The following is a 21,576-nucleotide window of genomic DNA, read 5'->3' as shown; positions in this document are numbered from 1 at the left end:
AGAATACGTTAAAAAGGGCGCTATGGTTTTCGGCCTTATCCATTAACCCTGCAGTAAAATATAGATATCTGTTTTTTTACAGCGGCAACATTGCACCTTAGGATCTAAAATGAACGTGATTGAGATCATTAATAATAGCGACAAAACGGTTTTTTCTTTTGAACTGCTCCCCCCTCTGAAAGGGAGCGACACAGGTAAGATTTGTCGGACCATTGAAAGTTTAGTCGATTATGCCCCCCAATATATCAACATTACCACCCACCGGGATGAGATGGTCTTTGTTGAGCTAGAGAATGGAAGCATCGAAAAAAGAGTTGTTCGTAAGCGTCCGGGAACCGTCGCCATCGCCTCAGCCATTCAGCATAAGTACGGCATCCCGGTCGTACCCCATATCCTCTGTGGTGGCTTTTCAAAAAGTGAAACTGAGCACGTCCTGATCGACCTTAACTTTATGGATATCCACAATATATTGGCGTTACGGGGTGATGGTTTGAAGACCGACCATGTCTTTCGTCCAAACGCAGACGGGCATGCGAACGCCGCCGAACTGGTTGAACAAGTGGTCAACTTACGTTCAGGGAAATACCTTGAACCTGACCTGAAAAATACCGCTCCTTTAAACTTCTGCGTCGGTGTAGCAGGATATCCTGAAAAACATTTTGAAGCTCCCAACTTTGACACTGATCTGAATTATCTGAAACAAAAAGTGGATGCAGGAGCCGACTATATTGTGACGCAAATGTTCTTTGATAATCAGGTCTATTATGATTTTGTCGCCAAGTGTCGTGCCATCGGCATTAATGTGCCAATTATTCCTGGTATCAAACCCATCAACCTGACCAATCAACTCACAGTGCTCCCCAAACTTTTCAGCATCAACCTGCCACAGGACCTGGCGACAGAACTGGGCAAATGCAAAAACAATGATGCAGCGAAACAGGTCGGAACCGAGTGGGCGATTCAGCAATCAAAAGATCTTGTCGCCCATAATGTTCCCAGTCTGCACATTTACACTTATGGTGTCTCCGATAACACCCGAAAGATCGTAGAAGCTGTATTTTAGCGCCAGAACATCACAATCATTGCAATGGCCCCTTTTGTCGTTTGTAATCTTACCCATTAAAGAAACCTCGAACGGCGAGAGGGTTCATTGGAGGAAACCTGCAAGATTGAATCAATAATCCACCTAAGATGATGGATTTTTTAGCAGACTTTTTACTTTTGTCAGGTAGTTACGCGTCTCCTCAGGCATTTTGTCCAACCCGAGTCGATCAACATTCCCTTGACCCCAATTGTAGGCCGCTAAAGCCGAATCAAGATCGCCTTCATATTTATCCAGCAATTGCTTCAGATATTGACTCCCCCCAAGGAGATTTTGCTGTGGGTTCAAACTATCCTGGACACCCAGCTCCTTGGCAGTTTCAGGCATCAACTGCATCAGCCCCTGGGCACCGACGGGTGACACTGCGGCAGGATTATAAGCACTTTCGACCGAAACAACAGAATGGATTAACTCCGGCGCCAAACTGACTTTTTCTGCGACTCGCTCGATCATTCGATCCACTTCACTGCGACCATTCTGTTCAGATATCAGTAGAGATGGTTTGTCCATTGGATAGTGACTGTCAAGAATATGACTTCTCTGGGCGACTGTCATCTGTAGCGATTCAATTTGTCGCAGACCTGAAAAGAGGTCTTCATCTTCCCCTTCCTCAGTGATAGAAAACAACCCCCGCAACAAAGAGAGTTGCGAAAACTTTGCCAGTTTGGCCGCTTGCAACTTTGAATTTTCTAAAGAGTTCGGAGGGTTAACCGCCGCATCAAAAACCTTGGCGAAGCTGGATTTATTGTCGTCTACAGGACCTCCCATGTTTTTTTGTGGAGTCACTGGACTGGGGATGGAAACCATTTTTGTTGCTTCAATACTCATTATCACCTCGCAAATTTAGCGCACAAAAAACACCAGAGAGAGCTGCACCTGTCTTTTAAGCAATGTTTGCACCGAACTCATATTTTTCTATGGAAAAATTACAGTTTTTCTGCTTTTCTCTGCAAAAATATCCTCAGGAGGAATAGCAATGACCCCCGAAGCGCAAAAGGCATTTCATCAAATTCAACGTAAAACCGGTAAAGCAATCGGTGATTTTGACTTAATTGAGGCAGGAGACAGAATCGCTGTGGGTGTTTCTGGAGGAAAAGATTCTTACACCTTGCTACACGTGCTGGAAGCGCTCAGGAAAAAAGCGCCGGTGAAATTTGAACTGGTCGCCATAAATATCGATTCAGGCTTTCCCGGTTACCAAAAAGAGCAGATTGAAGCACATCTGCTGCACCATGGTTTCAATTATCAGATGGCAGCAACAAACGCCTATCAGATCATTGAAGAAAAATTGCGGCCAGGCACGTCATATTGTGCCTTTTGTGCCCGATTGCGACGTGGATCTCTTTACTCTCAGGCAGAGCAACATCATTGCAACAAGGTCGCTCTGGGGCACCATCTTGATGATGTTATTGAAACCCTGCTGCTTAACCAGTTTTATGCCGGAACCCTTTCTGCGATGTCTGCCAAACTTTTGGCTGATAATGGCAAACACACCGTCATCAGACCGTTGGTCTATACCGAAGAGACAGAGATTCAAAGGTTTAGCAATGCATTCCATTTCCCAATCGTCAATTGCTCCTGTCCTGTCGTCGCCCAAGAAGATCAAAAGCGGCAACGGATGAAGCAACTTGTTCATGACCTCGCCAGGGAAATTCCGGAGATACGCCGCAGTATGATTGCCGCCATCAGCAATGTTCATCCACGCCACCTGCTGGACAAAAACTATGTCACCACCAGAAGCCATCCTCACACTTGACAATACAAAGGATAAAAGGAGAATATCTGAAAATTCACTTCGGTCCAGCAACCTGCTAGTTGCTCGAATGATTCACAGGTTCAAGGGCCAATAAAAAGGGCATAAACGTTGAAAAGATATCCACTTATCTCCATATTTTTGATTATGATTTTTTTTGCCTTGCTGATTTCATCGAGCTTCTGGTTTGAGCCGGTGGTGCAGACAAAACAGAAAAAACCACAACCAGAACCTATCCCAGAGATCAGCGTTGAAAAGAAGAAGGCACAATTCAAGGCCACCATCGTCCCGGCAGTCAATGAAGTTTACAACGAACTGATGCAACAATACGAACGGGTTTCGGCACTGATTGCCACTGACGCTGACAGTGCTGAATTAATCGCTCTGCGAGAACAATATAATGCCGCCAACAATGAAGAACTGCTTGCCGCTCTCAAACCTCACCCGCCAAGCATCGCTTTAGCGCAGGCAGCCCTTGAAAGTTCCTGGGCGACATCACGTTTTTTTAAAGAGGCCAACAATGTTTTCGGCATCTGGTCTTTCAGCAAAAACGAACCGCGAATACCGGCCGCAGAAACCCGGGGAGAACAAACCATCTGGGTCAAAAAGTACAGATCGATCAAAGACTCTATCCGTAGCTATTATCGAACCTTAGCCCGAGGTGAAGCCTATGCAGAGTTCCGAGCCTTGAAAATGGAAACAGATGATCCCTATGAGTTAGTCAAGAAGCTGGACGGCTATTCCGAAAAGGGAGAAGAATACGGCAAAGAGCTTTCTGCTATTATCCGCTATAATAATTTTGAGGAATATGACCAACAGAACATCAAGCTTTAATTCGATGTTTGACAAAAGATTAAAAACCAACTACCTTAAGCAAACATTACATTAATCTAACTTTAAACTGAGGGAGGAAATTTTGTTGAAGAAATCATTGGCAATGGGTCTTTTGCTTGGACTTGTCGCCTTACTGGCCGGCTGTGGTGGCACAAAAGCTCCAAGTGCGTCTCATGAATCATCTGCTGCTGCGATTACAGCAGGGCATATTTCTGTTTTGTCGTTGCGTGGTGATACCAGCAACATGACTCAGGATCAAATTGTTGAGCTCAACCGGGTGGGAACATGGATGGATCGTGACATCATCAAACAATTGAAACGGGCGGGTTATACCCCAAAACTTTTGAGTTCACGCAAAGACTTCAATGGCTCCGGTTATTTACTTATTATCGATGTCGACAAGTTCAATGCCGGGAACCGTGCTGCTAGAGTGTTTGTCGGTTTTGGTGCTGGCGCCTCTTCGCTTGACCTGGACTATCAACTGCTGGATAGCCACAATAAATTGATCACCCAATGGAAAGATGGTGTCGGTTCAAGCAAAGGTGGGACCTACTGTGCCCAAACCCTCAACCGCAATACCATCAAGCGGCTCAAGGGACAATTATAAAATAAATGGTCAATTCTTGTATTTGTTAATGGATATTACAAAATCCCCGTTTCTATATTCGGGGATTTTGTCTTTCAGGTTCTTTAATTATTGGTTTTTAGATGCGTATTCTCCTTGTTAATCCACCCAACTGTGGCCGTAGCATCCCAGAAGAGCGTTATGGGATTACGTCCCTCAAGCAGATTTTCCGGGGCGAACCTCTGGCGTTGGAAACCCTTGCCGGCAACCTAGTTGAACATGTGGTGCAGATCCTCGATCTCAAAGTGGACCCCGAAGGATTGCAACATCACCTCGCATCATTCAACCCTGATCTCGTCGGCTTTACCGCCATGACCTGTGAAGCCAATACAGTCATCAAACTTGCACGGGAAGTGCGTCAAAGTTGTGTCGCTCACATTGTCGTTGGCGGCACTCATGCCTCCACCGATCCTGAATTTTTCAACACTGAAGAAATTGACTGGATCGTTATTGGTCTGGGAAAACAAAGTCTCCTTGAATTAGTTAATGCCCTTGAGGCAGGAGACGACATCGCTATTCCAGGGGTCGCACACAGTTCAAAAGGACAAAAACCTCTATCCTGGCTGCCGCGAAAATTTAATTATGACGATCTTGTCAACAGTGCCGCCCCCAGATACGATCTGGTTGCAGATTACCGTTCACAATATACGCTGGAAAGTCTGGGATTAAAAATGGGACTGGTTTCGAGCGCGCTCGGCTGTCCTTACGATTGTAACTTTTGCTGTATTTATCCCCTCACCGGCGGACGTTACCTCACAGCCGATATTGAAACCGTGATCAGGGACATTAAAACCCTTGAGCAGACTCCAGTGATCCGGCTGGTCGATGCTAACAGCTTTGGTAACCCTGCGCACGCCTGGAAGTTGGCAGACGCAATTGAAACAGCGGAGATTGAAAAACAATATCTAGCTGATGTCCGTTCCGATATGGTTGTCCGTCACCCGCAACTCCTCAAGCGCTGGAAAGAGATCGGCTTGCGTGCCGTTGTTATCGGCTTTGAAGAGATTGACGATAGTAGTCTAAGTCAGATGAACAAAGAGAACAATGCAGCGACCAATCGCGAAGCGATTGCGATCCTGCATCAAATCGGTTTGACAATCGTAGGAGATTTTATTATTTCCCCGGACTATACTGAGCAACAATTTGATCGGTTGAATGATTTTGTCACTGCACAGGCGATTGATCTGCCAATGCACACGGTCTTGACCCCACTGCCAGGGACCAGACTGCATCAGCAATTACAACATCAAATAAAAATCCATGATCTGGATTATTACACATTAACCAACGCCGTATTACCAACCCGGCTCAACGAAGAGCTCTTTTATCAACGTTACGCCAGCTTGCTCCATCAAGGTCACAGCAACGCAAAGGTCTAATTCTATGTCTGTTTACATTACCGATCTCGCTTCCTTTTTACCCAACAATCCGGTCTCCAATGAGCAGATGGAAGGGATCTTGGGTCTCGTCAATCAACTGCCATCACGCACCCGGCGTATCATCTTGCGTAATAATAAAATCAAAACCCGTTACTACGCGATTGACCCGGAAAGTGGCCAATCTACCCATAGTAATGCCCAGTTGAGTGCTGAAGCGGTCAAGAATTTACACCCTTACGAACATTTCAAGCTGGAAGATATTGAGTGCCTCTGTTGTGGCACGTCAACCCCTGACCAAATTCTCCCCGGTCACGCACCAATGGTTCATGGTGAACTTGGGGGAAGTCACTGTGAAGTTCTCAGTGCTGCTGGTGTTTGTACAGCGGGGATGAGTGCACTGAAATATGCGTGGATGAATGTTGCTCTAGGATTGTCAAAAAATGCCGTGGCAACAGGATCAGAGTTGGTCTCTACCTTCATGCATGCTCGCCTGTGTGGTGAAGTCGATGCAGATAAGGCGGCACAACTCGAGTCTCAACCAGGGCTCAGCTTTGAAGCCGACTTTCTGCGCTGGATGCTGTCAGATGGTGCAGGGGCAGCTTTTCTCAGCAGCGATCCCTCACCGCAAGGGATTTCATTGCGGATCGACTGGATTGACCTCATCTCCTATGCCAATGAGATGGAAACCTGTATGTACGCAGGGGCAGACAAACTCGAAGATGGGACGATTCGGGGTTGGCGGGAGAATGCAAACCTTGCTGATGCAATCGCCAATCACACTTTCATGATCAAACAGGACGTCAAACTCCTCAACAAAGAGATCATCACGTTTGCCGTTGAGCGAGCTCTGGCAGAGCTCGTGGTGAAGCACAAGTTAAATGCCGATGAGATTGACTGGTTTATACCTCATTACTCATCGGCCTACTTTCGTGATGACCTGCGCGGCAGAATGGAGAAAATTGGCTTGCCAATCCCAACGGAGCGCTGGTTCACCAACCTCGCCACCAAAGGGAACACCGGATCGGCTTCAATCTACATCATGCTTGAAGAGCTGTTTCACTCGGGACAACTGAAAAAGGGAGAAAAACTCCTCTGCTTTATCCCCGAAAGTGGTCGATTTTCAATGTGTTATATGCTGCTAACGGTCTGTTAACTCATCAGCTTGGAAAATATTACAAATGCTCCCCAGCCACCATCGACTGACTCAAATGGAGTGTCTCTACAGCGCCACCGGTGTGCTTAACAGAGCTGGAACAAAGGATTGAAGAGGGGTTTCCTTCCGCCTTAACGGCGCTCTTTGAACCGACAAAGCGAACCCCCGCTAAATCAATCCGGCTTTGATTAAGGGTCACCCCTGTCTCTGCAATGATATCCGCTCCAGAAATAACGACACTGGAACGCAGCAGAGACAGGGCAGAATGGTGAGCGGATCCCTGCAAGGTTGATGCTTCAATGACTACCTGTGAGTCGACTATCTGCAGATCGGAGACAACAGCATTTCTCAGCAGCACATCACGGCAGTTATTTATCTGCAACGAAGAATAATATCCTGAAAAGATCTTCCCATCTTCCTGATCACAACGTCCCACCTTTTGCTTGGCTGCTGTGGGCCGTGAAGTTTTACCCTCAGGGGACTCTTGCAATGCTCGCCATAATGCCACCTTAAAACTGTCAATATCTTCAAGCATGGGTGAATGCCCCAACTCCGGCAAAAGCATCAATTCTGCCCGTGGAAGATTCCAATCCAGAACCTTTGCGATACGCAAGGATGCAATTTCATCCTCTGTTCCCCATATTAGCCAAGTCGGGGTCTGAACTTTTTCAAGCAGCAGGGAATAATCTGTTTCGACCAGTGCCAGAGCCGATATCCGGGTTGGATCTGCAGCCAGAAATTTCTTCCGCAGCAATGGTGTCGACAGGACGAGCTTTGGATCAAGGGGGATACGTGAGGTTTTTTCCAGCAACAAACTGGCAATGGAACCAAGTGAACTTTCAACTTTAGCAGAGGTGAACGGAACATCAAATTGAAGCAGTTGACGAGCAAAATTCTGACTCACCGCCAAGCGATGCAACAACCCGACAGCATCAATCAAAATCAGGCGATCAAGCTCGGAACCATGGTGTGCAGCATACATCAAAGCAATGGCCCCGCCTAAAGAGTGACCAGCCAGGGTGACTGGTTTCGTCGGCAAACCCTGTATCAGCCCAGCTAAAAAGTCTGCGTAAGCCTCTGGTGAATAGAGTTGGTTGCCTTTTGATGAACGCCCAAAACCCGGAAGATCCGGTGCGATGACGTGGTATTTCTGGGCCAGATCAGGAACGATGTCATCCCATATGCTGCCAGCTTCTGGACCTACACCATGAATTAATAACAGCATCTGCTGGTTGCCAACCCCCGCTTCGCGAAGATAGACTTGCGCAGCGAAAACCGGATCGGTAACCATCCTCTCTACTTGCCAAGTTGAGGCCGTTACACGAGATACAGGTATCATTAGCAGACAAAAAACAACCAGAGAGACATAAGTCTTCCGTAGAATTTTTCTCCGGTCGTGAGCAAGCAAATTAGCCTCCATTCTGCTCCCGAGTGATAAATTCAGCCAGCGTGCGCAACGATTGCAACACTTCACGGCTGGTCTGTTCACCGCCGATGCGTACGCCATAAGTCTTTTGTACCGCGACGACAACCTCAACGGCATCAAGTGAATCAAGTCCAAAGGGGGAGTCAGGCCCAATCAATGGGGTCTCGGGAGAAATCTCTTCTGCTGAAACATCTTCTACGTTACAAAAATCGATGATCAGCTCAGCTAGTTCATGTTCCAAAGCACTACTCATACCTGTTTTCTCCTGTACAGCTTTTAAAATATCTATTGACACCGACTCAATAAACGCCGGTGCTGCCGTTCAATTCCCCCGTCGCCAGCGCTGAAAAATAACCATGGCGACAAGCATACACAGCAGAAAGAAACCAACTAATGCAGCGATTCGAGGGAAGACGGTCACTAAATTACCATGACGCACGAAGATGTCCAAAAAAGCATCGAGGCCCCAACCGAGAGGGGAAATGATACTTAAACTCTGCATAAATCGTGGCATTACATAGATCGGGACCATCACCCCACCCAGGGCGGCAGCAACAACAATTGACACCGAACCAAAGATAGCTGCTTGGTCATAGCTTCTGGCGACAACGCCGATGAGAATACCATAACCACAGGCAGCAAGTGCCGCGCTGAAAGCAACCAATAACAACACCAAAGGAGAAGAGCCAAGCTCTAGCACGGGGGTGCCGAAAAGGGGGAGGATGCATTTGCCAACCATCAACATCAAGCCAAATTGAATCATACAAATCAGCAGATGGGCACTGATTTTCCCCAGCAACAAGCTACTACTGGACACCGGCATTGTCATCAACCGGGTCAAAGTCCCTTCCTGACGTTCACGAATCAATGTTCCCGCTAATGGGATCACAATAAAGAACATCCCGAAAAGGGTCCAAGCTGGGACATTCTGCTGAACCGAAGTTGGCAATGTCGCATATTTTTCCGGTGCAGCCAGCTCTTCATCCAAAGTAATGATCGGCTCCCCAACCCACTCAAAAGAAAGTTGCGGCACCTGAGGTAACATGCTCATGGGAACGACAGAGCCCAATTGTGCGGCCATGCTGCGTTGTAGTTCTTCTGGCAATAACTGCTCAAAAACCGCACTTTTACGCGCCAGCTCTAATCGGGTGACACCAAGACGCAGGGCATTGATAACAGCGCTGCGGTAGACGCCACGCACAGCAGGATCGAAGACAATAGCGATCTGACTGGAACTGGGGGAAGACTCCTGTTGCCGCAGTGCGGCCTGAACCGATGCTTTAGCAGCCTGAGTTATTGCAGTTGTAAATGTTGCTGGAACAATAATCGCAAACTGATAATCTCCGTCAAACACCGCCTTCCGCGCAGAGACCTCATTAGCAAATTCACCGCCAAGCTCCTCGACCAACTGCAGCGCACCATTGGCTTGCAAGCTGTTACGCAGCTCGAGCCCTGATTCGCCGGTATCCAGATTAACAAAGAGGGCCGTTGTCGGCGCCCCTCCGGTCGCCCGAAACAGATCATCCTGAATCAAGGAGAGGATCAACACCAACACCATCGGCATCACAAACAGCACGAGGAGACTGAGTCGATCTCGACTGAGCAGCAACAGCTCTTTTTTAATATTTGCCAGCAACAACATGGTCATTCAACTCGATCGCGCAGCTGTTTTCCCGTCAACTGCAAGAAAAGTCCTTCGAGATTGCCACATCCTGGAGAATCATTAACCAACTGGGTCGGATGACCACAGGCGATCATTTGACCGCCATCAACGATCGCTACTTGATCGCAGATCTGCTGCGCCTCCTCCATGTAGTGGGTGGTATAAATCAAGGTCACCCCCTGATGATTCAACTCCACCAGACGCTCGAGAATCAAATTACGGGATTGCGCATCAATCCCCACTGTTGGCTCATCAAGAAACAGGATCTCAGGTTGATGGAGGATCCCGGCGGCGAGGTTAGCGCGGCGCTTCATCCCCCCCGAATAGGTAGATACCCGGCGATCAGCACAGTCCTGCAACTCCGCGAGCTGCAGACATTCGTTAATCCGCTCCTCGATTAACTTTGCCGAAATCTTATAAATTCTAGCGAAATAGCGTAAATTCTCCCGCGCTGTCAAACTGCCATACAGGGCGATATCCTGTGGCACCAGACCAATATTACGCCGGACTTCCGTAGCCTGTCGAACGACATCGTGGCCAAGGATCGTGGCGCTCCCGGAAGAGGGTTGTAGCAGGGTACAGAGAATCGAAATAGTCGTCGTTTTCCCCGCGCCATTAGGCCCCAGCAGGCCAAAAATCTGCCCCCGATCAACTTGCAGCGATAGACCATTAATGGCAGGTCGATCACTCCCGGCGTAGCTCTTCACCAAGTTTTCGGTGGCAAGGATAATATCAGTCACTGATCACCCTCTGCAGATCTCCAAACAGAATTTTTTCCTCGGCGGCACATTGCAGTAGCAACTGTGACAGATCATGAAAAGAATCCTGAATTTCAGCCCGTCCCTTGCAGACCCGTGATGCCAGCAAGGCGAAATCACGCCACAGATCACCAATTTCGGTGCAGTGTTTAGATAAATCTAGCAACTTGTCGTTTTCCAAAACGTCAGCGGCTTCCTGAAGAAAGGCGGCATAAATAAAGCGGAAACCACCACCCCCGGTGCCGATCTCTTCCTGCATACGAATAACATGACCAAGGTAGAGCAACGTCTGCTTCTCATCGAACTTACCAGGCCACTTAACCAATTGCCGGGCCAGCAAACGGATACCGCGAACCCCAGCCAGCGGCACCGGAGTTTTCAACATTCCCCGGCAGACCTCTTTGATTCCAGCTGAAACCGCCTGTGGCAAATCAAACCGTTGCGGCATGTTTGCAATATAATAAAGTTTTCCCTTCGGTGCGAGAGCCCCTTTTGCAAAGCGGGCCTTACGTAAATCTTCCACAGGGCAACGGACTGGCTCCTCAAAAATAGGATCACTGATTAAATATTCGTTACCTTCTTTACCGATAACCACCAGATTGTGGCCATTGAAATGAAACCTGTAGGCGGGGGGAAAGAACGGCAGCCAGAACACTCCGGTTTGGGCACCAACAGGATGTCCCTCTGCAATCAGGCGATCAAGTCTTTGTTCCGCGACATCAGGGTTACTGAACTTTTCTCTTTTGATCTCAATCCCGAGCCTTTTGGTGGCCTTCGCAAAGATACTGCCGGGGCCGGTCCGGAACGTTGTCAGCGGCAGAAAGTTAAGCTTAATAAAGGGGACATAAGCAAAGAAAAGCCCGCCGCCAATACCAAAAGCCATCGCTTCAGAACAGGGAAACCCATGATAATTTAAAAGGTTAGCGGTAACACCACTTTCACAATGGGCAAATTGTCGATGAGGAAAATTAATTTTCACGGGTTACTTATCTCTATTTGGAATAGTTTCTTCCAGCATCTGCTCAGGGTGTTTTGGCACCATACGCAGTTGCTCAACGTTGACACTGAACAATTCAGCGTATGGGGCAAGTTTATCGGCAGCCAGCTTATTAAATATGGCCGGCTTCAGATGCCGCTTCACCCGCCAGCGGGAGACACCTGAATACTGAGATAACAGTGCTGCGTCCATCTGATTTTTGACCATATGGTAGGCCAGAGGGCTCTTCTTTCCAGCCTCGATCTCGGCCAGCACCTGATAGAGTTGATCTGCAATCGCATCCCAAGCCTGTTGCAGTGCGATCGTCTTGACTTCCCAGCCGGAACTCTGTTCAAGGGTGTAACGACCTTCAGCATCAACAGCGTAGTTCACTTCCTGGCAACCCGCAGTGAGACCGAACTCTTGGGGGACATCTTCTTTTTTCATATTATTTTTAACCTGATTATCCGTACCGTTGCTCTGAGACGCAGAGGTAAAATCCCAGAGGACTCTTGCGAAGATCTGCTCGTCTTGAATTTGCAACTTTCACCGTACCTGTCCCAAAAACAATATCAGAACAGATACCCCACCTGTAGCAAAGCCGAATTCACTCCACGGTTATCCTTCAACAGGTTGCCGTTGGAAAGATGATGCAGGCGTAACCCCAAAGTCAAGGCGTGCCCGTTTTCCAGAGGATATTCCAACCCAACTCCGAGCTGAGGATTAAAATTAATCCTTGAACCCTGATCCTCGACCTGAAAATCGGTATAAATCAGGCCGATTCCGGCCTCAGCATAGGGGATCCAACTTGCGAAGCGCAATTGCTGGAAGTAATTCAGCGCCAGCATATCGACAGACAGCAGCGTCCTTAAGCGGCCATCGGTCGTCAGTCCACCGTTAAGTTCCAGTTTAAGCCGTAGCGATTCCGGTGCAGCGTGCCAGAAGATTCGATCATAATCAAGAAGCACCTGCCCCTGCAATAACAACATTCCGATCGCATCTGGGTCATATGCCTTCCCCGCTAACAACGCGACTCCATAGCGGTTCGGAACATAGGAACTAGCGCCATCATCCTGAGCATAAACTGAAGGCGCAAAGCATATAAAACCGCTGAGAACAAGAGCAAGAATCAGAACCCGCATAGAACCCTCAGTTTGATAAACGAATCAGACCGTAATCGCCACCTGAGCCAAACTTCAAACAGGCCAGCTGTCCCTGATCCAGTTTCTGTGGTGCAATAGCCGACGTTACTCCGGAAGAGACCGGATCAGAAGAAGCATAAAGGGTTCGATCGCCTAATGACACTGCGGCGGCGGCCAGATCAAACCCTGCCGCCGCTGGAAAGCTGCCATACAATGGCGCATAGGCTGCCGCTGCACGGCCATTGAGCAGTTCCGCATAGAAGGAGCCACACTCCTTGTGACCATCTGCACCGATAATGAATAAATCGTCTTGCGGTAAATTGAGCGGACAAACCAGATGATTCCCCAGAATGACCTCATCGACATAGCCATAGTTCGCGCCATGATCTGCTCGTGTCAGCACAAAGAATACCGCCCCCTCACCAGCAACAGCACTCTGTTCAGAAAAGGCAAACGGCCGCAGAGGGCCCTTTTCACCGGCACCAAAAAACTGTTCCCGGCAGTAGTTCAGGACCTCGCAGGATTCATCCACAGCACCAAACAGAACCTGATCAACCCGTCCTTCGGCCAACCACTGTTGCGCACTCAGCAGCGCTGATGGCACGGACATCTCAAATTGCGTCACAGTCAAGCTGGGTGCCGTCGTTTTCAACTGAATGGAGACATGTGCAGCCGCAGCGTTATGGACAGAATTGGAAAAATGGGTTGGAGAACTGCACGAATAGCCAAAGTCGAGATAGGAATCGAGGAAATTAAAGGTTGTATTCAATGCCCCATAACCTGACGCAATAGCGACCCCGATCCGTGAGCGATCAGCGGCAAGAAGATCGGCATCTTTGAGCGCTTGGCAGGCACCGAGCAGAGTCATTCTTGAGAAATGATCAATCCTTCGTAGCGCCCGTTTCGGAATAAACTCATCCAACCCCTCGATCCCGGCACGATAGCGAGGAGAGTCATCAACCGCCAATGCTGACCGATCACTGCCGGTCTGCAAAGCGGCACGGAATGAAGCAACGCCACTGCCAAAACTACCAGTAATCCCAATCCCCTGAATGGCCATACGCATGTCAGGCATCTCCTCTGGAAAAAATCAGCACGCCATTATTGCCACCAAACGCCAGTGATTCGGAGAGGGCAATCTCACCACTGACGGGAGTATTTTCAGTCACCGGGGTCGCCGCCAATTCGGGATCAGCTGTAGCAAAACCAATACTCGCAGGGAGCTCACCGCGTTGCAGACAAGCGACGGTAAAGGCGGCTTCAATTCCACCAGCGGCGCCGAGGGTATGTCCCGTATAACCTTTAGTGGAAACAAAAGGGACTCCGGGTAAAATTTCATTCATCACTCGACACTCAACCCGATCATTGTCTGGGGTGCCAGTACCGTGTGCGTTAATAAAAGAGATCATTTCCGGCGTCACTGCTGCGCTGGTAAACGCTTCCGTTAACGCCCTTTTAAGACCGGTTCCATCTGGGTGCGGAGCAGTCAGATGATGGGCATCGGATGCGGAACCATATCCCAGAAGATAACCACGGGCTTTTTTGGATTCCCGAACCGCTGCACTTTCCAGAATTAATATGCCAGCGCCTTCCCCGAGATTTAACCCCTTGCGTTCGAGATCAAAGGGTTTACAAGGTTCAGTGTCACTGATCATCAATGAACTGAATCCAGCATAAGTCACCCGTGCCAGCTCGTCAGCACCACCGGCAATGACGATATCGCAGGCTCCGGCTTTCAACCAGGAAGCACCAATACCAATCGCTTCAGTCCCGGAAGAACAGGCATTCACAACTGTCTGCTTCGGACCATCCAGCTTAAGCTGCCGGGCTATGACCGCAGAGGGATTGCTACGCAGAAACCGCTGGATGATCCCCATATCCGGATTGCCCGCAGCGCCGTTAGCCTTAAAAGCACGATAAAAGTCGTCACAATTCAGAGAGCAACCGACCGTCGTACCAATACAAACACCGACTCGTTTGCCACGTAAACTCTCGGCTGTCCATCCGGCGTCAGCCAAGGCTTCCAGTGCAGCAGCCAGCGCTAACTGACTGGTCCGGGCATAGACCGTTTCCTGATTATCAAGTGGCAACTTAAATTCATCACGCAGCTCCAATACAGGATAGCTGACCGGATGGTCCGTTGAAAAACGTCGCGGTGAATGGGGATAGCGTTGATTGCGAAACATGCTTTGCAGAGATTCGGGAAGGTTCATCCCAGCCCCTGAAAGACAGCCCATACCAGTGATTGCAATCGGCGCAGAGGTCCCCATCAAGCCATCCGTTCCTCAATATACTGAGCCAGAGTACTGAGAGTCTGGAACGCAGGGCGTCCCTCTTCCATATCCTTGATTTCAACTCCGAAGTGTTTTTGGACAATAACAACCAGCTCAACAGCGTCCAGGGAATCCAGCCCTAAACCGTCGCCAAATAAGGCCATATCATCTTCGATTTCTTCAGGTTCAACATCTTCCAGATTGAGATCCTCAATAAGGACCTTTTTGAGCTTTTCTTTCACGCTCATAGTATAACTCCTTGAATTATTCAGCAGTTTTGATCAGGTGGCTGATTCTGCCACATATCGAAAAAATTGAAAAACTGAAATGGGTGTTCAGCACAAAAAACTTCTAAGGTTTCCGCAAATTCGCGGGCATAAGGTTGAAAGACATTGCTACCACGCCCCAAGCCGGGGGGCACTCTGATCGTTTTATACAGTTTCAATTCATATCTGGCGGCTGCGGTTTTATATGAAAAAAGGACTACAATCGGAGCACCAGTTGCCGATGCCAGCTTATAAGCACTGAACGGCACGGTCACCGTTCCCCCCATAAATTCGACATCCACCCCGTTGCGATCTTCACCAAGCATCCGATCACCCATCACCGACAACACTTCGCCACGCTTGAGGACTTCCACCATCTTCAAGACACCACCGAGGTCTCCCCGTGGATCAATAATCCGATAGGGACATTCAATCCCGGCATGCTCAAAATAGTGTCGATCAATATCCCCATCTTCGCGCTGCATCAGCAGGTTGACTGGGGTTTTCATAAACCCGAGAGCAGACATCGCCACCTGCCAGCAACCAACATGGGCATTCACTAAAATTACCCCTTTATTCTCGGCCAGAACCTGTAATAACTCCGCTTTTCCCAGCAACTCAACGTGGATTTGCTCTGGCCCTAGAATACCGACCAGCGCCCGGTCAACCAGCACCTTACCCAACTCCAGCGTCATTCGGTAACTGTTCCAGAAGCCCCCCCATGCTCCAGCCTGTGGAAAGCGCCGGGCCAGATAAAACTGACATTTTTTACGCACTGAGAGGAGCAGTACATAATAAAACACCACGAAATAAAGTGGTATGTATGCAGCACGCCTGCCACCTAGGCGGATCATCCGATAAAAAAACTGATGTTGCCATGATGAGCCGATACTGCGGCTGGTCCATTCTTGTCGAGCAGCACGTTCTGAACGGGAGGAATCCTTGTCTGTCGCGTGCATATTGTCTTTACGGTTGATTGCTGTTGCCAGCCAAAAAGTGATCCCAGCCACAGCAACCGCCAACAATGGAGCCAGCAGTAATGAACCGAGTAACCACTCATACAACCTTTGCGCCGCCTGGTAACCCAGAGTCTGCATGGAAAATTCAGTCAACCAGCTGCCATTACGGAAAAAATATCCGGCCTCAATACAGAGCGCCGGAACGAATGGTGGCATGCACAGCTGACTGCTGCTGATAGCAGCAACTTTGTTCAGCCGAAAAAAACCACAGACAAATAGAATAGCGATCGTGTGGCAAAATAATAATGGCAAAGTCCCTAGCAAGACCCCGACACCAGCAGCCAGCGCCAGCTGTTTTGGCGAACTGTTCTCCTGAAGCAGTTTACGGATCGAACGCAGCGGGTGAATCACCGATAAGGTTTTAATTGCTTCGCTGCCATCCCGCTGGGTTTCAACAACCTTCCGATGGGGCCACGGAACAATCGACCTCAAGGTCAAATGGGTGTTGAGTAAAGTCAAGCGCCAGTTGTCCATAAAACCGCGAAAATGGGAGATCCGTTCATCGCCACAAGGGTAATAAACCGAGATATCCACATCCTGCAGTTCCACCCCGGCCCAAGCAGATCGAACCAGAATCTCAATCTCGAAATTATAGCGTCGCGTCCAAAAGTTCAGCTGTTGAAAAACAAATAGCGGGTAAGCGCGAAAACCACTCTGGCTATCTTTGAGCTGGCTTCCAGTCTGCAAACGTAACCAAAAGTTGGAGAACTTCCGACCGAAACGTGATGAACCTGGAATACTTTGTTGGGCAAAGTCACGATGCCCGACAATCAAGGCTTGTCGATTTTTCTCCACAGCGGCCAAAAATCGCGGCAGGTCGGCGGGGTCATGCTGCCCATCCGCATCGATGCTGATCATATGGGTCAGCCCCTGCTTGATTCCCCACTCTGCAGCAGTGCAGAGAGCCGCTCCTTTTCCCAAATTTTGCGCGTGACTTAACAGCTCGACCGGTAGACCGGTGAGATTCGCTGCCCCGTTGTCGGTGCTGCCATCATCTACCACCAACACCAGAGGATGATGTTGCAGCACCGCTTCTACAACCTGCCGCAACGTTTCTGCATGGTTATAGACCGGAACAACAACAAAAGAATTCAATCTCTCGTCAGGAGCTGCCATAACGTTTATTACTTAAAGCAAAGCGGACAAATTGTCCGGCACTCCCGGCAAAGCGTAACCAACTATCCGGAGATTTCCAAAGCATTGTCAGGTAACCAAACAGCACCCGGTGACGTCGAAAGTGACTCTTATAGAACTCAATAAACAACTTTTCCAGACGTTCCTTTTCCATTCCATGCGGCACAAACTGAAAATGCATGCAGTCCATCTTCGGCCAATCTTCATCAAAGGTACCGAGTTCATGGATGTTGTCATAGATAGGTGACCCCGGAAAGGGGGTAAACTTGGCCAGATTAAAATCGTCCAGAGGCAACGAGAAGACATAGTCCATACTCCGCCGGATAGATTCTTCGTTCTCCCCCGGCAGGCCCATCATCAAAAGCCCCTTGGTACGGATGCCGCACGAGTTAATCATGCGAATGGTGTCGCCAAGTCGGTCCAGATTGACATTCTGGCGATGTTGAGAGAGTAACAGTTCATCGCCACTTTCAATTCCCAGGCTGACCATCCAGCAACCAGCGGCCTTCATCAGTTGCATGAGCTCTCGATCAACATGTTCCGCCCGCACCGCACAGTTAAAGGTCATCCCTAAAGGCTGATTGATCATCATCTGACAGAACTCTTCCACCCGATCCCGATGAAAAGTAAACTGATCATCATAAAAATTGATATGTCGGATAGAGAACCTTTGTTGGAGATATTTGAGATGCTGGTAGAGATACTCGGCTGAATTGAATCGGAACGAACTGCGGAAAACGCTGCGATCACAGTAGCTACAACTATAGGGACAACCGCGACTGGAGATACAACTACTGTTCGGGGCGGTCGGATAGTTAAAGATGGGCAGTTTATACGCCGCCGGGTATCCGGCCAGCTTTTCATAGGCAGGAAAAGGGAGATCATCCAGAACCAGCGCGTCAGAACGATAACCATTGTTGACCAGGCTTCCATCTGCAGCGCGCCAGACCAGTCCGCCGATCTGCGCGGGATCGCCTCCACCCCGTTGCGCCAGCTCCAGCATCACCTGCTCACCCTCACCGGTCACCGCATAATCAATCACCGGGGAGAACTCGAGAATCTTCTCTTTCAACGCGGAAACATGGGATCCGCCAAAAACCACCTCAATCTCCGGGAGTTCAGCTTTAGCCAACTGCGCCAAACGGACCGAATCGTGAAAGCTGGCTGTCGTACAACTGACCCCGAGCAAAGCTGGACGCTGTTGACGTAACAGCTGTTTTAACGGCTGATCCACATCAGGATAGGCGTAACCATCAAGGATGTCACAATGGAAGCCTTCACGTTCGAGATAGGCGGCGATACTGGCTAACCCTAAAGGCGGCATGATATTCGCCTTGCGAGAAATATCCTGAGCCGCGTCCTCAACTTTATAGCCAAGGGGATGGAGCAGTAAAATATTTTTATCGTTTAACGCGTTCATCGTTGGCGACTCTCTTCAACAGTTCCCGGTTGTGGAAAACGCACCAGTCGATCCCACATCAAACCACAAAAGCCAAACCCCTTCATCACCGCCATCCGCTCCATCCCTTTGGACGGCGGGAAGATGCGATTTCTGTGTTTGGCGAACTCATCTTCGATGGTTTTCTCCATCTTCTTCCGGTCCAGCAACGGTGAAAAATAATAGATGGGTTTCAGTAAAGACGATTCAGACGTGACCAGCCCGTCGGCGATGGCACGCTGATGGAGGGGAGCATCAGGATGAATACGAATGCCGGAAAATGCAAACACCACGGACTGTCCGAGCTGCGCCATATTCTTCATCCCTTCAGCCACCGAAGCATCATCTTCGTCGGGGCCACCAAACATAACAAAATGGGCCGCGGGCAGCTGTTGATCGAGACAGGCTTGATTGACTTCGATAATTTCGGCAAACGTCAGACGCTTATCGAGACCAGCCAGGGTTTGATCAGAGCCTGCATCTGTCCCCAACTCCAGGGCATAAAGACCAGCCCGTTTCATCAACGCCAGCTCTTGTCGTGACAATCCTTGCGGACGAAAGAAAGCCGACCATTGCATCTTCAGATTACGGCGCAGCATCTCCTCAACCAGAACCAAATAGCGCTTCTGTGGATCGTTAAATACTGAATCGGTAAAAAAGACCCGCTCGACGCCGTGTTCCCGCTGCATTTTTTCCAGTTCGTCAACTACCAGCTGAGGGCTGCGGAAACGGAAATTATACCCTTCAAGATGAGGATAGGAACAGTAGCTACAGCGATGGGGACAACCCCGTTTCGTCTGCAAGTTCACCATCCCGCTCTGTTGCAGATAAAAATTGACCAAATTCTGCTCAAACAGAGGGCTGCTGAACTCATCACCGGGAAGAGGGTGATTGCGCTGAATCAATCGCGGCACCTCTTTCCCCGCCGCGAGATCAGCCACTAATTGCGGCAGAGATCGTTCCCCCTCACCGATGACGGCATAGTCGACCGCCAGATAATCAGCGATCTCCTCCGGCAGAATCGTTAATGCCGGACCACCGACGACAATAGGAGCGCTCACCTCTTTGCGTATTGCGACAATAAAGTCCCGAATTTTCTGCAGATACCAACCGTCGTCGCCACTAAAAGAATCGACATTATCAATGTTGCGCAACGATATCGCCAGAAGATCCGGGGCAAAATCCCGGATCTGTTGCAGCAACAGGGGCATAGATTCCCCCTGAGCTAACGTATCAAACTGCCGCACTTGATGTCCTGCAGTCTTGACGGCTCCAGCAACAACCGCCATCCCCAGCGGGTAAACCGGGTAAGGATCTGTTGTCGTATTGCTGGAAATAAAAAATACCCGACTCATTTTTCTGCCCTGTTAAAGATTCGGCTCTTGCGTGGATTATAGCGGTGATACGTGCCATCATCCATCTCCCGACGGATGACCTTTTTGAACAGTTCCCCCATTTTCAACTGATGTCCACTGTCAGCGTTAAAAGTATCCCAGGCATAATAATAAAGTTCCTGCAACTTCTCCGGGGTCATCTGCTTGGGTTGGAAAACGACTTTATCAGCGGTATATTTCAACCAGTCATTTGAGAGAATTCGCCCGTCTTTCTCCATTTCTTTCCGAATCGGAGATTGAGGGAAAGGGGTTAAGATGGTAAACTCTGCAACATCGAGATCAATCTCCATGAGAAAATCGACGAGCCGCTTGATGTCATCCTCACTCTGATCGTCCGTACCCAGGATAATCGTCCCTTCAACGCCGATACCGTGATCCTGATAGCGCTTCACCCGGTTGCGAATCGTATCAGAGGTATCAAAAACAGCCTGATATACATACCAAGCTCCCGCATCGGCAGCGGCTTTAATCACCTTTTCATCGTCAAGAATCGGATGGGAGACCCACTTCTTCTTCAACGGCTTCATCGCCTGAAACAGATCGAGTAACCATTGACGATCCTGAGCCAGAGAGTTATCGACTATAAACATGCGATTATTCTGGATCGCCTCCATCTCCTCAATCACTTTATCGATGGGCCGAGGACGGAAAACCCGACCACCGAGAAAGCCAGTGCAGCAAGGGAAACAGTTGAATTTACAGCCCCGTGATGCATGGACCAAATCCAGCATCTGCACTCCACGATAGTTATAGAGTTCACGATCAAGAATGTCACGTCTGGCAGTCCCAACCAGATTAATATCTGGGTGTTTATACATATAGTCATAGACCGGCTTCAGTTCACCCCGTTGAAAATCTTCCAGCACCTGTTCAAAGCGGCCTTCAACTTCACCCAGAAAAACCGAATCAGCATGCAATTGCACCTCTTCGGCGTGCAACATCGTAGCAATACCGCCAAAAAGGACCGTTTTGCCGCGTTCGCGAAATTGACGGGCAATGTCAAAAGCGCGGGGAAGCTGAGAACTAAGCATGGTTGAGATCGCAACGATGTCACAGTCGGCATCATAATCCACGGTCTGCAGGTTCTCGTCGATAAAATTAATCTCGACATAATCGGGCATCGCTGCCGCAAAAACCACCGGACCATGGGGTGGCAGGTGAAATTCAGTTTGCCGCTCCAACTTCGGCCAACTTGGGTAAATCAGTTCCATCTTCATTGGGTAAGACTCCTTTATTATCAA

General features: G+C 49.1%; 21 protein-coding genes. 6 read left to right on the top strand and 15 right to left on the bottom strand.

Features of this window, described 5'->3' with window-relative positions:
* Positions 1-109 precede the first annotated feature (109 nt).
* Positions 110-1,063, top strand: a complete 954-nt coding sequence (locus BLU87_RS01100) for a methylenetetrahydrofolate reductase (RefSeq protein ID WP_092344087.1) — start codon at positions 110-112, stop codon at positions 1,061-1,063.
* 123 nt (positions 1,064-1,186) lie between these two features.
* Here BLU87_RS01100 and BLU87_RS01095 read toward each other — a convergent pair whose 3' ends face one another.
* On the bottom strand, positions 1,187-1,930 hold the full coding sequence (locus BLU87_RS01095) for a lytic transglycosylase domain-containing protein (protein ID WP_092344086.1): 744 nt from the start codon (positions 1,928-1,930) through the stop codon (positions 1,187-1,189).
* A 148-nt stretch (positions 1,931-2,078) separates the two neighbouring features.
* Here BLU87_RS01095 and ttcA point away from each other — a divergent pair, with 148 nt between their 5' ends.
* The 5 genes from ttcA to BLU87_RS01070 all read left to right on the top strand — a co-directional run bounded on the left by ttcA (position 2,079) and on the right by BLU87_RS01070 (position 6,846).
* Complete coding sequence (ttcA, locus tag BLU87_RS01090) at positions 2,079-2,858, top strand: tRNA 2-thiocytidine(32) synthetase TtcA (protein ID WP_092344085.1); 780 nt, start codon at positions 2,079-2,081, stop codon at positions 2,856-2,858.
* Between the two features lie 108 nt (positions 2,859-2,966).
* On the top strand, positions 2,967-3,689 hold the full coding sequence (locus BLU87_RS01085; protein WP_139167433.1) for a glucosaminidase domain-containing protein: 723 nt from the start codon (positions 2,967-2,969) through the stop codon (positions 3,687-3,689).
* A gap of 82 nt (positions 3,690-3,771) precedes the next feature.
* The gene (locus BLU87_RS01080) at positions 3,772-4,296 is read left to right on the top strand and encodes a DUF4410 domain-containing protein (protein WP_092344083.1); all 525 of its coding nucleotides are present in this window, start codon (positions 3,772-3,774) and stop codon (positions 4,294-4,296) included.
* A 101-nt stretch (positions 4,297-4,397) separates the two neighbouring features.
* Positions 4,398-5,693, top strand: coding sequence for a B12-binding domain-containing radical SAM protein (locus tag BLU87_RS01075; RefSeq protein ID WP_092344082.1), 1,296 nt, complete (start codon positions 4,398-4,400; stop codon positions 5,691-5,693).
* A gap of 4 nt (positions 5,694-5,697) precedes the next feature.
* Positions 5,698-6,846 (top strand): beta-ketoacyl-ACP synthase III, encoded by a 1,149-nt coding sequence (locus BLU87_RS01070; RefSeq protein ID WP_092344081.1) that lies wholly within the window; start codon positions 5,698-5,700, stop codon positions 6,844-6,846.
* A 19-nt stretch (positions 6,847-6,865) separates the two neighbouring features.
* Here BLU87_RS01070 and BLU87_RS01065 read toward each other — a convergent pair whose 3' ends face one another.
* From BLU87_RS01065 to BLU87_RS00995, 14 genes are all read right to left on the bottom strand, one after another.
* Entirely contained in the window at positions 6,866-8,266 is a 1,401-nt protein-coding gene (locus BLU87_RS01065) for an alpha/beta fold hydrolase (RefSeq protein ID WP_175498226.1), read from the bottom strand.
* A complete protein-coding gene (locus tag BLU87_RS01060; RefSeq protein ID WP_092344079.1) occupies positions 8,256-8,525 on the bottom strand; it encodes a phosphopantetheine-binding protein in 270 nt (89 codons plus the stop codon). The genes BLU87_RS01065 and BLU87_RS01060 overlap by 11 nt, the downstream gene beginning before the upstream one ends.
* Before the next feature lie 69 nt (positions 8,526-8,594).
* Positions 8,595-9,920, bottom strand: a complete 1,326-nt coding sequence (locus BLU87_RS01055) for an ABC transporter permease (protein WP_092344078.1) — start codon at positions 9,918-9,920, stop codon at positions 8,595-8,597.
* Positions 9,917-10,675, bottom strand: a complete 759-nt coding sequence (locus BLU87_RS01050) for an ABC transporter ATP-binding protein (protein ID WP_217637414.1) — start codon at positions 10,673-10,675, stop codon at positions 9,917-9,919. Before BLU87_RS01050 ends, BLU87_RS01055 begins: the two co-directional genes overlap by 4 nt.
* On the bottom strand, positions 10,668-11,672 hold the full coding sequence (gene darH / locus BLU87_RS01045; RefSeq protein WP_092344077.1) for a BtrH-related acyltransferase DarH: 1,005 nt from the start codon (positions 11,670-11,672) through the stop codon (positions 10,668-10,670). Before darH ends, BLU87_RS01050 begins: the two co-directional genes overlap by 8 nt.
* Positions 11,673-11,675: 3 nt before the next feature.
* A complete protein-coding gene (locus tag BLU87_RS01040) occupies positions 11,676-12,116 on the bottom strand; it encodes a DarG family dialkylresorcinol biosynthesis protein (RefSeq protein ID WP_139167431.1) in 441 nt (146 codons plus the stop codon).
* A gap of 125 nt (positions 12,117-12,241) precedes the next feature.
* A complete protein-coding gene (locus BLU87_RS01035; protein ID WP_092344075.1) occupies positions 12,242-12,811 on the bottom strand; it encodes an acyloxyacyl hydrolase in 570 nt (189 codons plus the stop codon).
* Positions 12,812-12,818: 7 nt separating this feature from the next.
* On the bottom strand, positions 12,819-13,877 hold the full coding sequence (locus BLU87_RS01030; protein WP_175498225.1) for a beta-ketoacyl synthase N-terminal-like domain-containing protein: 1,059 nt from the start codon (positions 13,875-13,877) through the stop codon (positions 12,819-12,821).
* Between the two features lies 1 nt (position 13,878).
* A complete protein-coding gene (locus BLU87_RS01025) occupies positions 13,879-15,081 on the bottom strand; it encodes a beta-ketoacyl-[acyl-carrier-protein] synthase family protein (protein ID WP_092344073.1) in 1,203 nt (400 codons plus the stop codon).
* Positions 15,081-15,332 (bottom strand): phosphopantetheine-binding protein, encoded by a 252-nt coding sequence (locus tag BLU87_RS01020; RefSeq protein WP_092344072.1) that lies wholly within the window; start codon positions 15,330-15,332, stop codon positions 15,081-15,083. Before BLU87_RS01020 ends, BLU87_RS01025 begins: the two co-directional genes overlap by 1 nt.
* A gap of 20 nt (positions 15,333-15,352) precedes the next feature.
* Positions 15,353-17,485 carry an LpxL/LpxP family acyltransferase gene (locus BLU87_RS17565; protein WP_245706320.1) on the bottom strand — a complete coding sequence of 711 codons (2,133 nt, stop codon included), beginning with the start codon at positions 17,483-17,485 and terminating at the stop codon, positions 15,353-15,355.
* Positions 17,472-18,923, bottom strand: a complete 1,452-nt coding sequence (locus tag BLU87_RS01005) for a B12-binding domain-containing radical SAM protein (protein WP_092344071.1) — start codon at positions 18,921-18,923, stop codon at positions 17,472-17,474. The genes BLU87_RS17565 and BLU87_RS01005 overlap by 14 nt, the downstream gene beginning before the upstream one ends.
* Entirely contained in the window at positions 18,920-20,296 is a 1,377-nt protein-coding gene (locus BLU87_RS01000) for a lipid biosynthesis B12-binding/radical SAM protein (RefSeq protein ID WP_092344070.1), read from the bottom strand. Before BLU87_RS01000 ends, BLU87_RS01005 begins: the two co-directional genes overlap by 4 nt.
* Positions 20,293-21,552 (bottom strand): B12-binding domain-containing radical SAM protein, encoded by a 1,260-nt coding sequence (locus BLU87_RS00995; RefSeq protein WP_092344069.1) that lies wholly within the window; start codon positions 21,550-21,552, stop codon positions 20,293-20,295. Before BLU87_RS00995 ends, BLU87_RS01000 begins: the two co-directional genes overlap by 4 nt.
* Positions 21,553-21,576: the final 24 nt, after the last annotated feature.

It is taken from the genome of Desulfuromusa kysingii (assembly GCF_900107645.1).
GTDB lineage: Bacteria > Desulfobacterota > Desulfuromonadia > Desulfuromonadales > Geopsychrobacteraceae > Desulfuromusa > Desulfuromusa kysingii.
The sequence above is the reverse complement of the archived record's forward strand: the minus strand, read 5'-3'. Positions and strand labels throughout refer to the sequence as shown.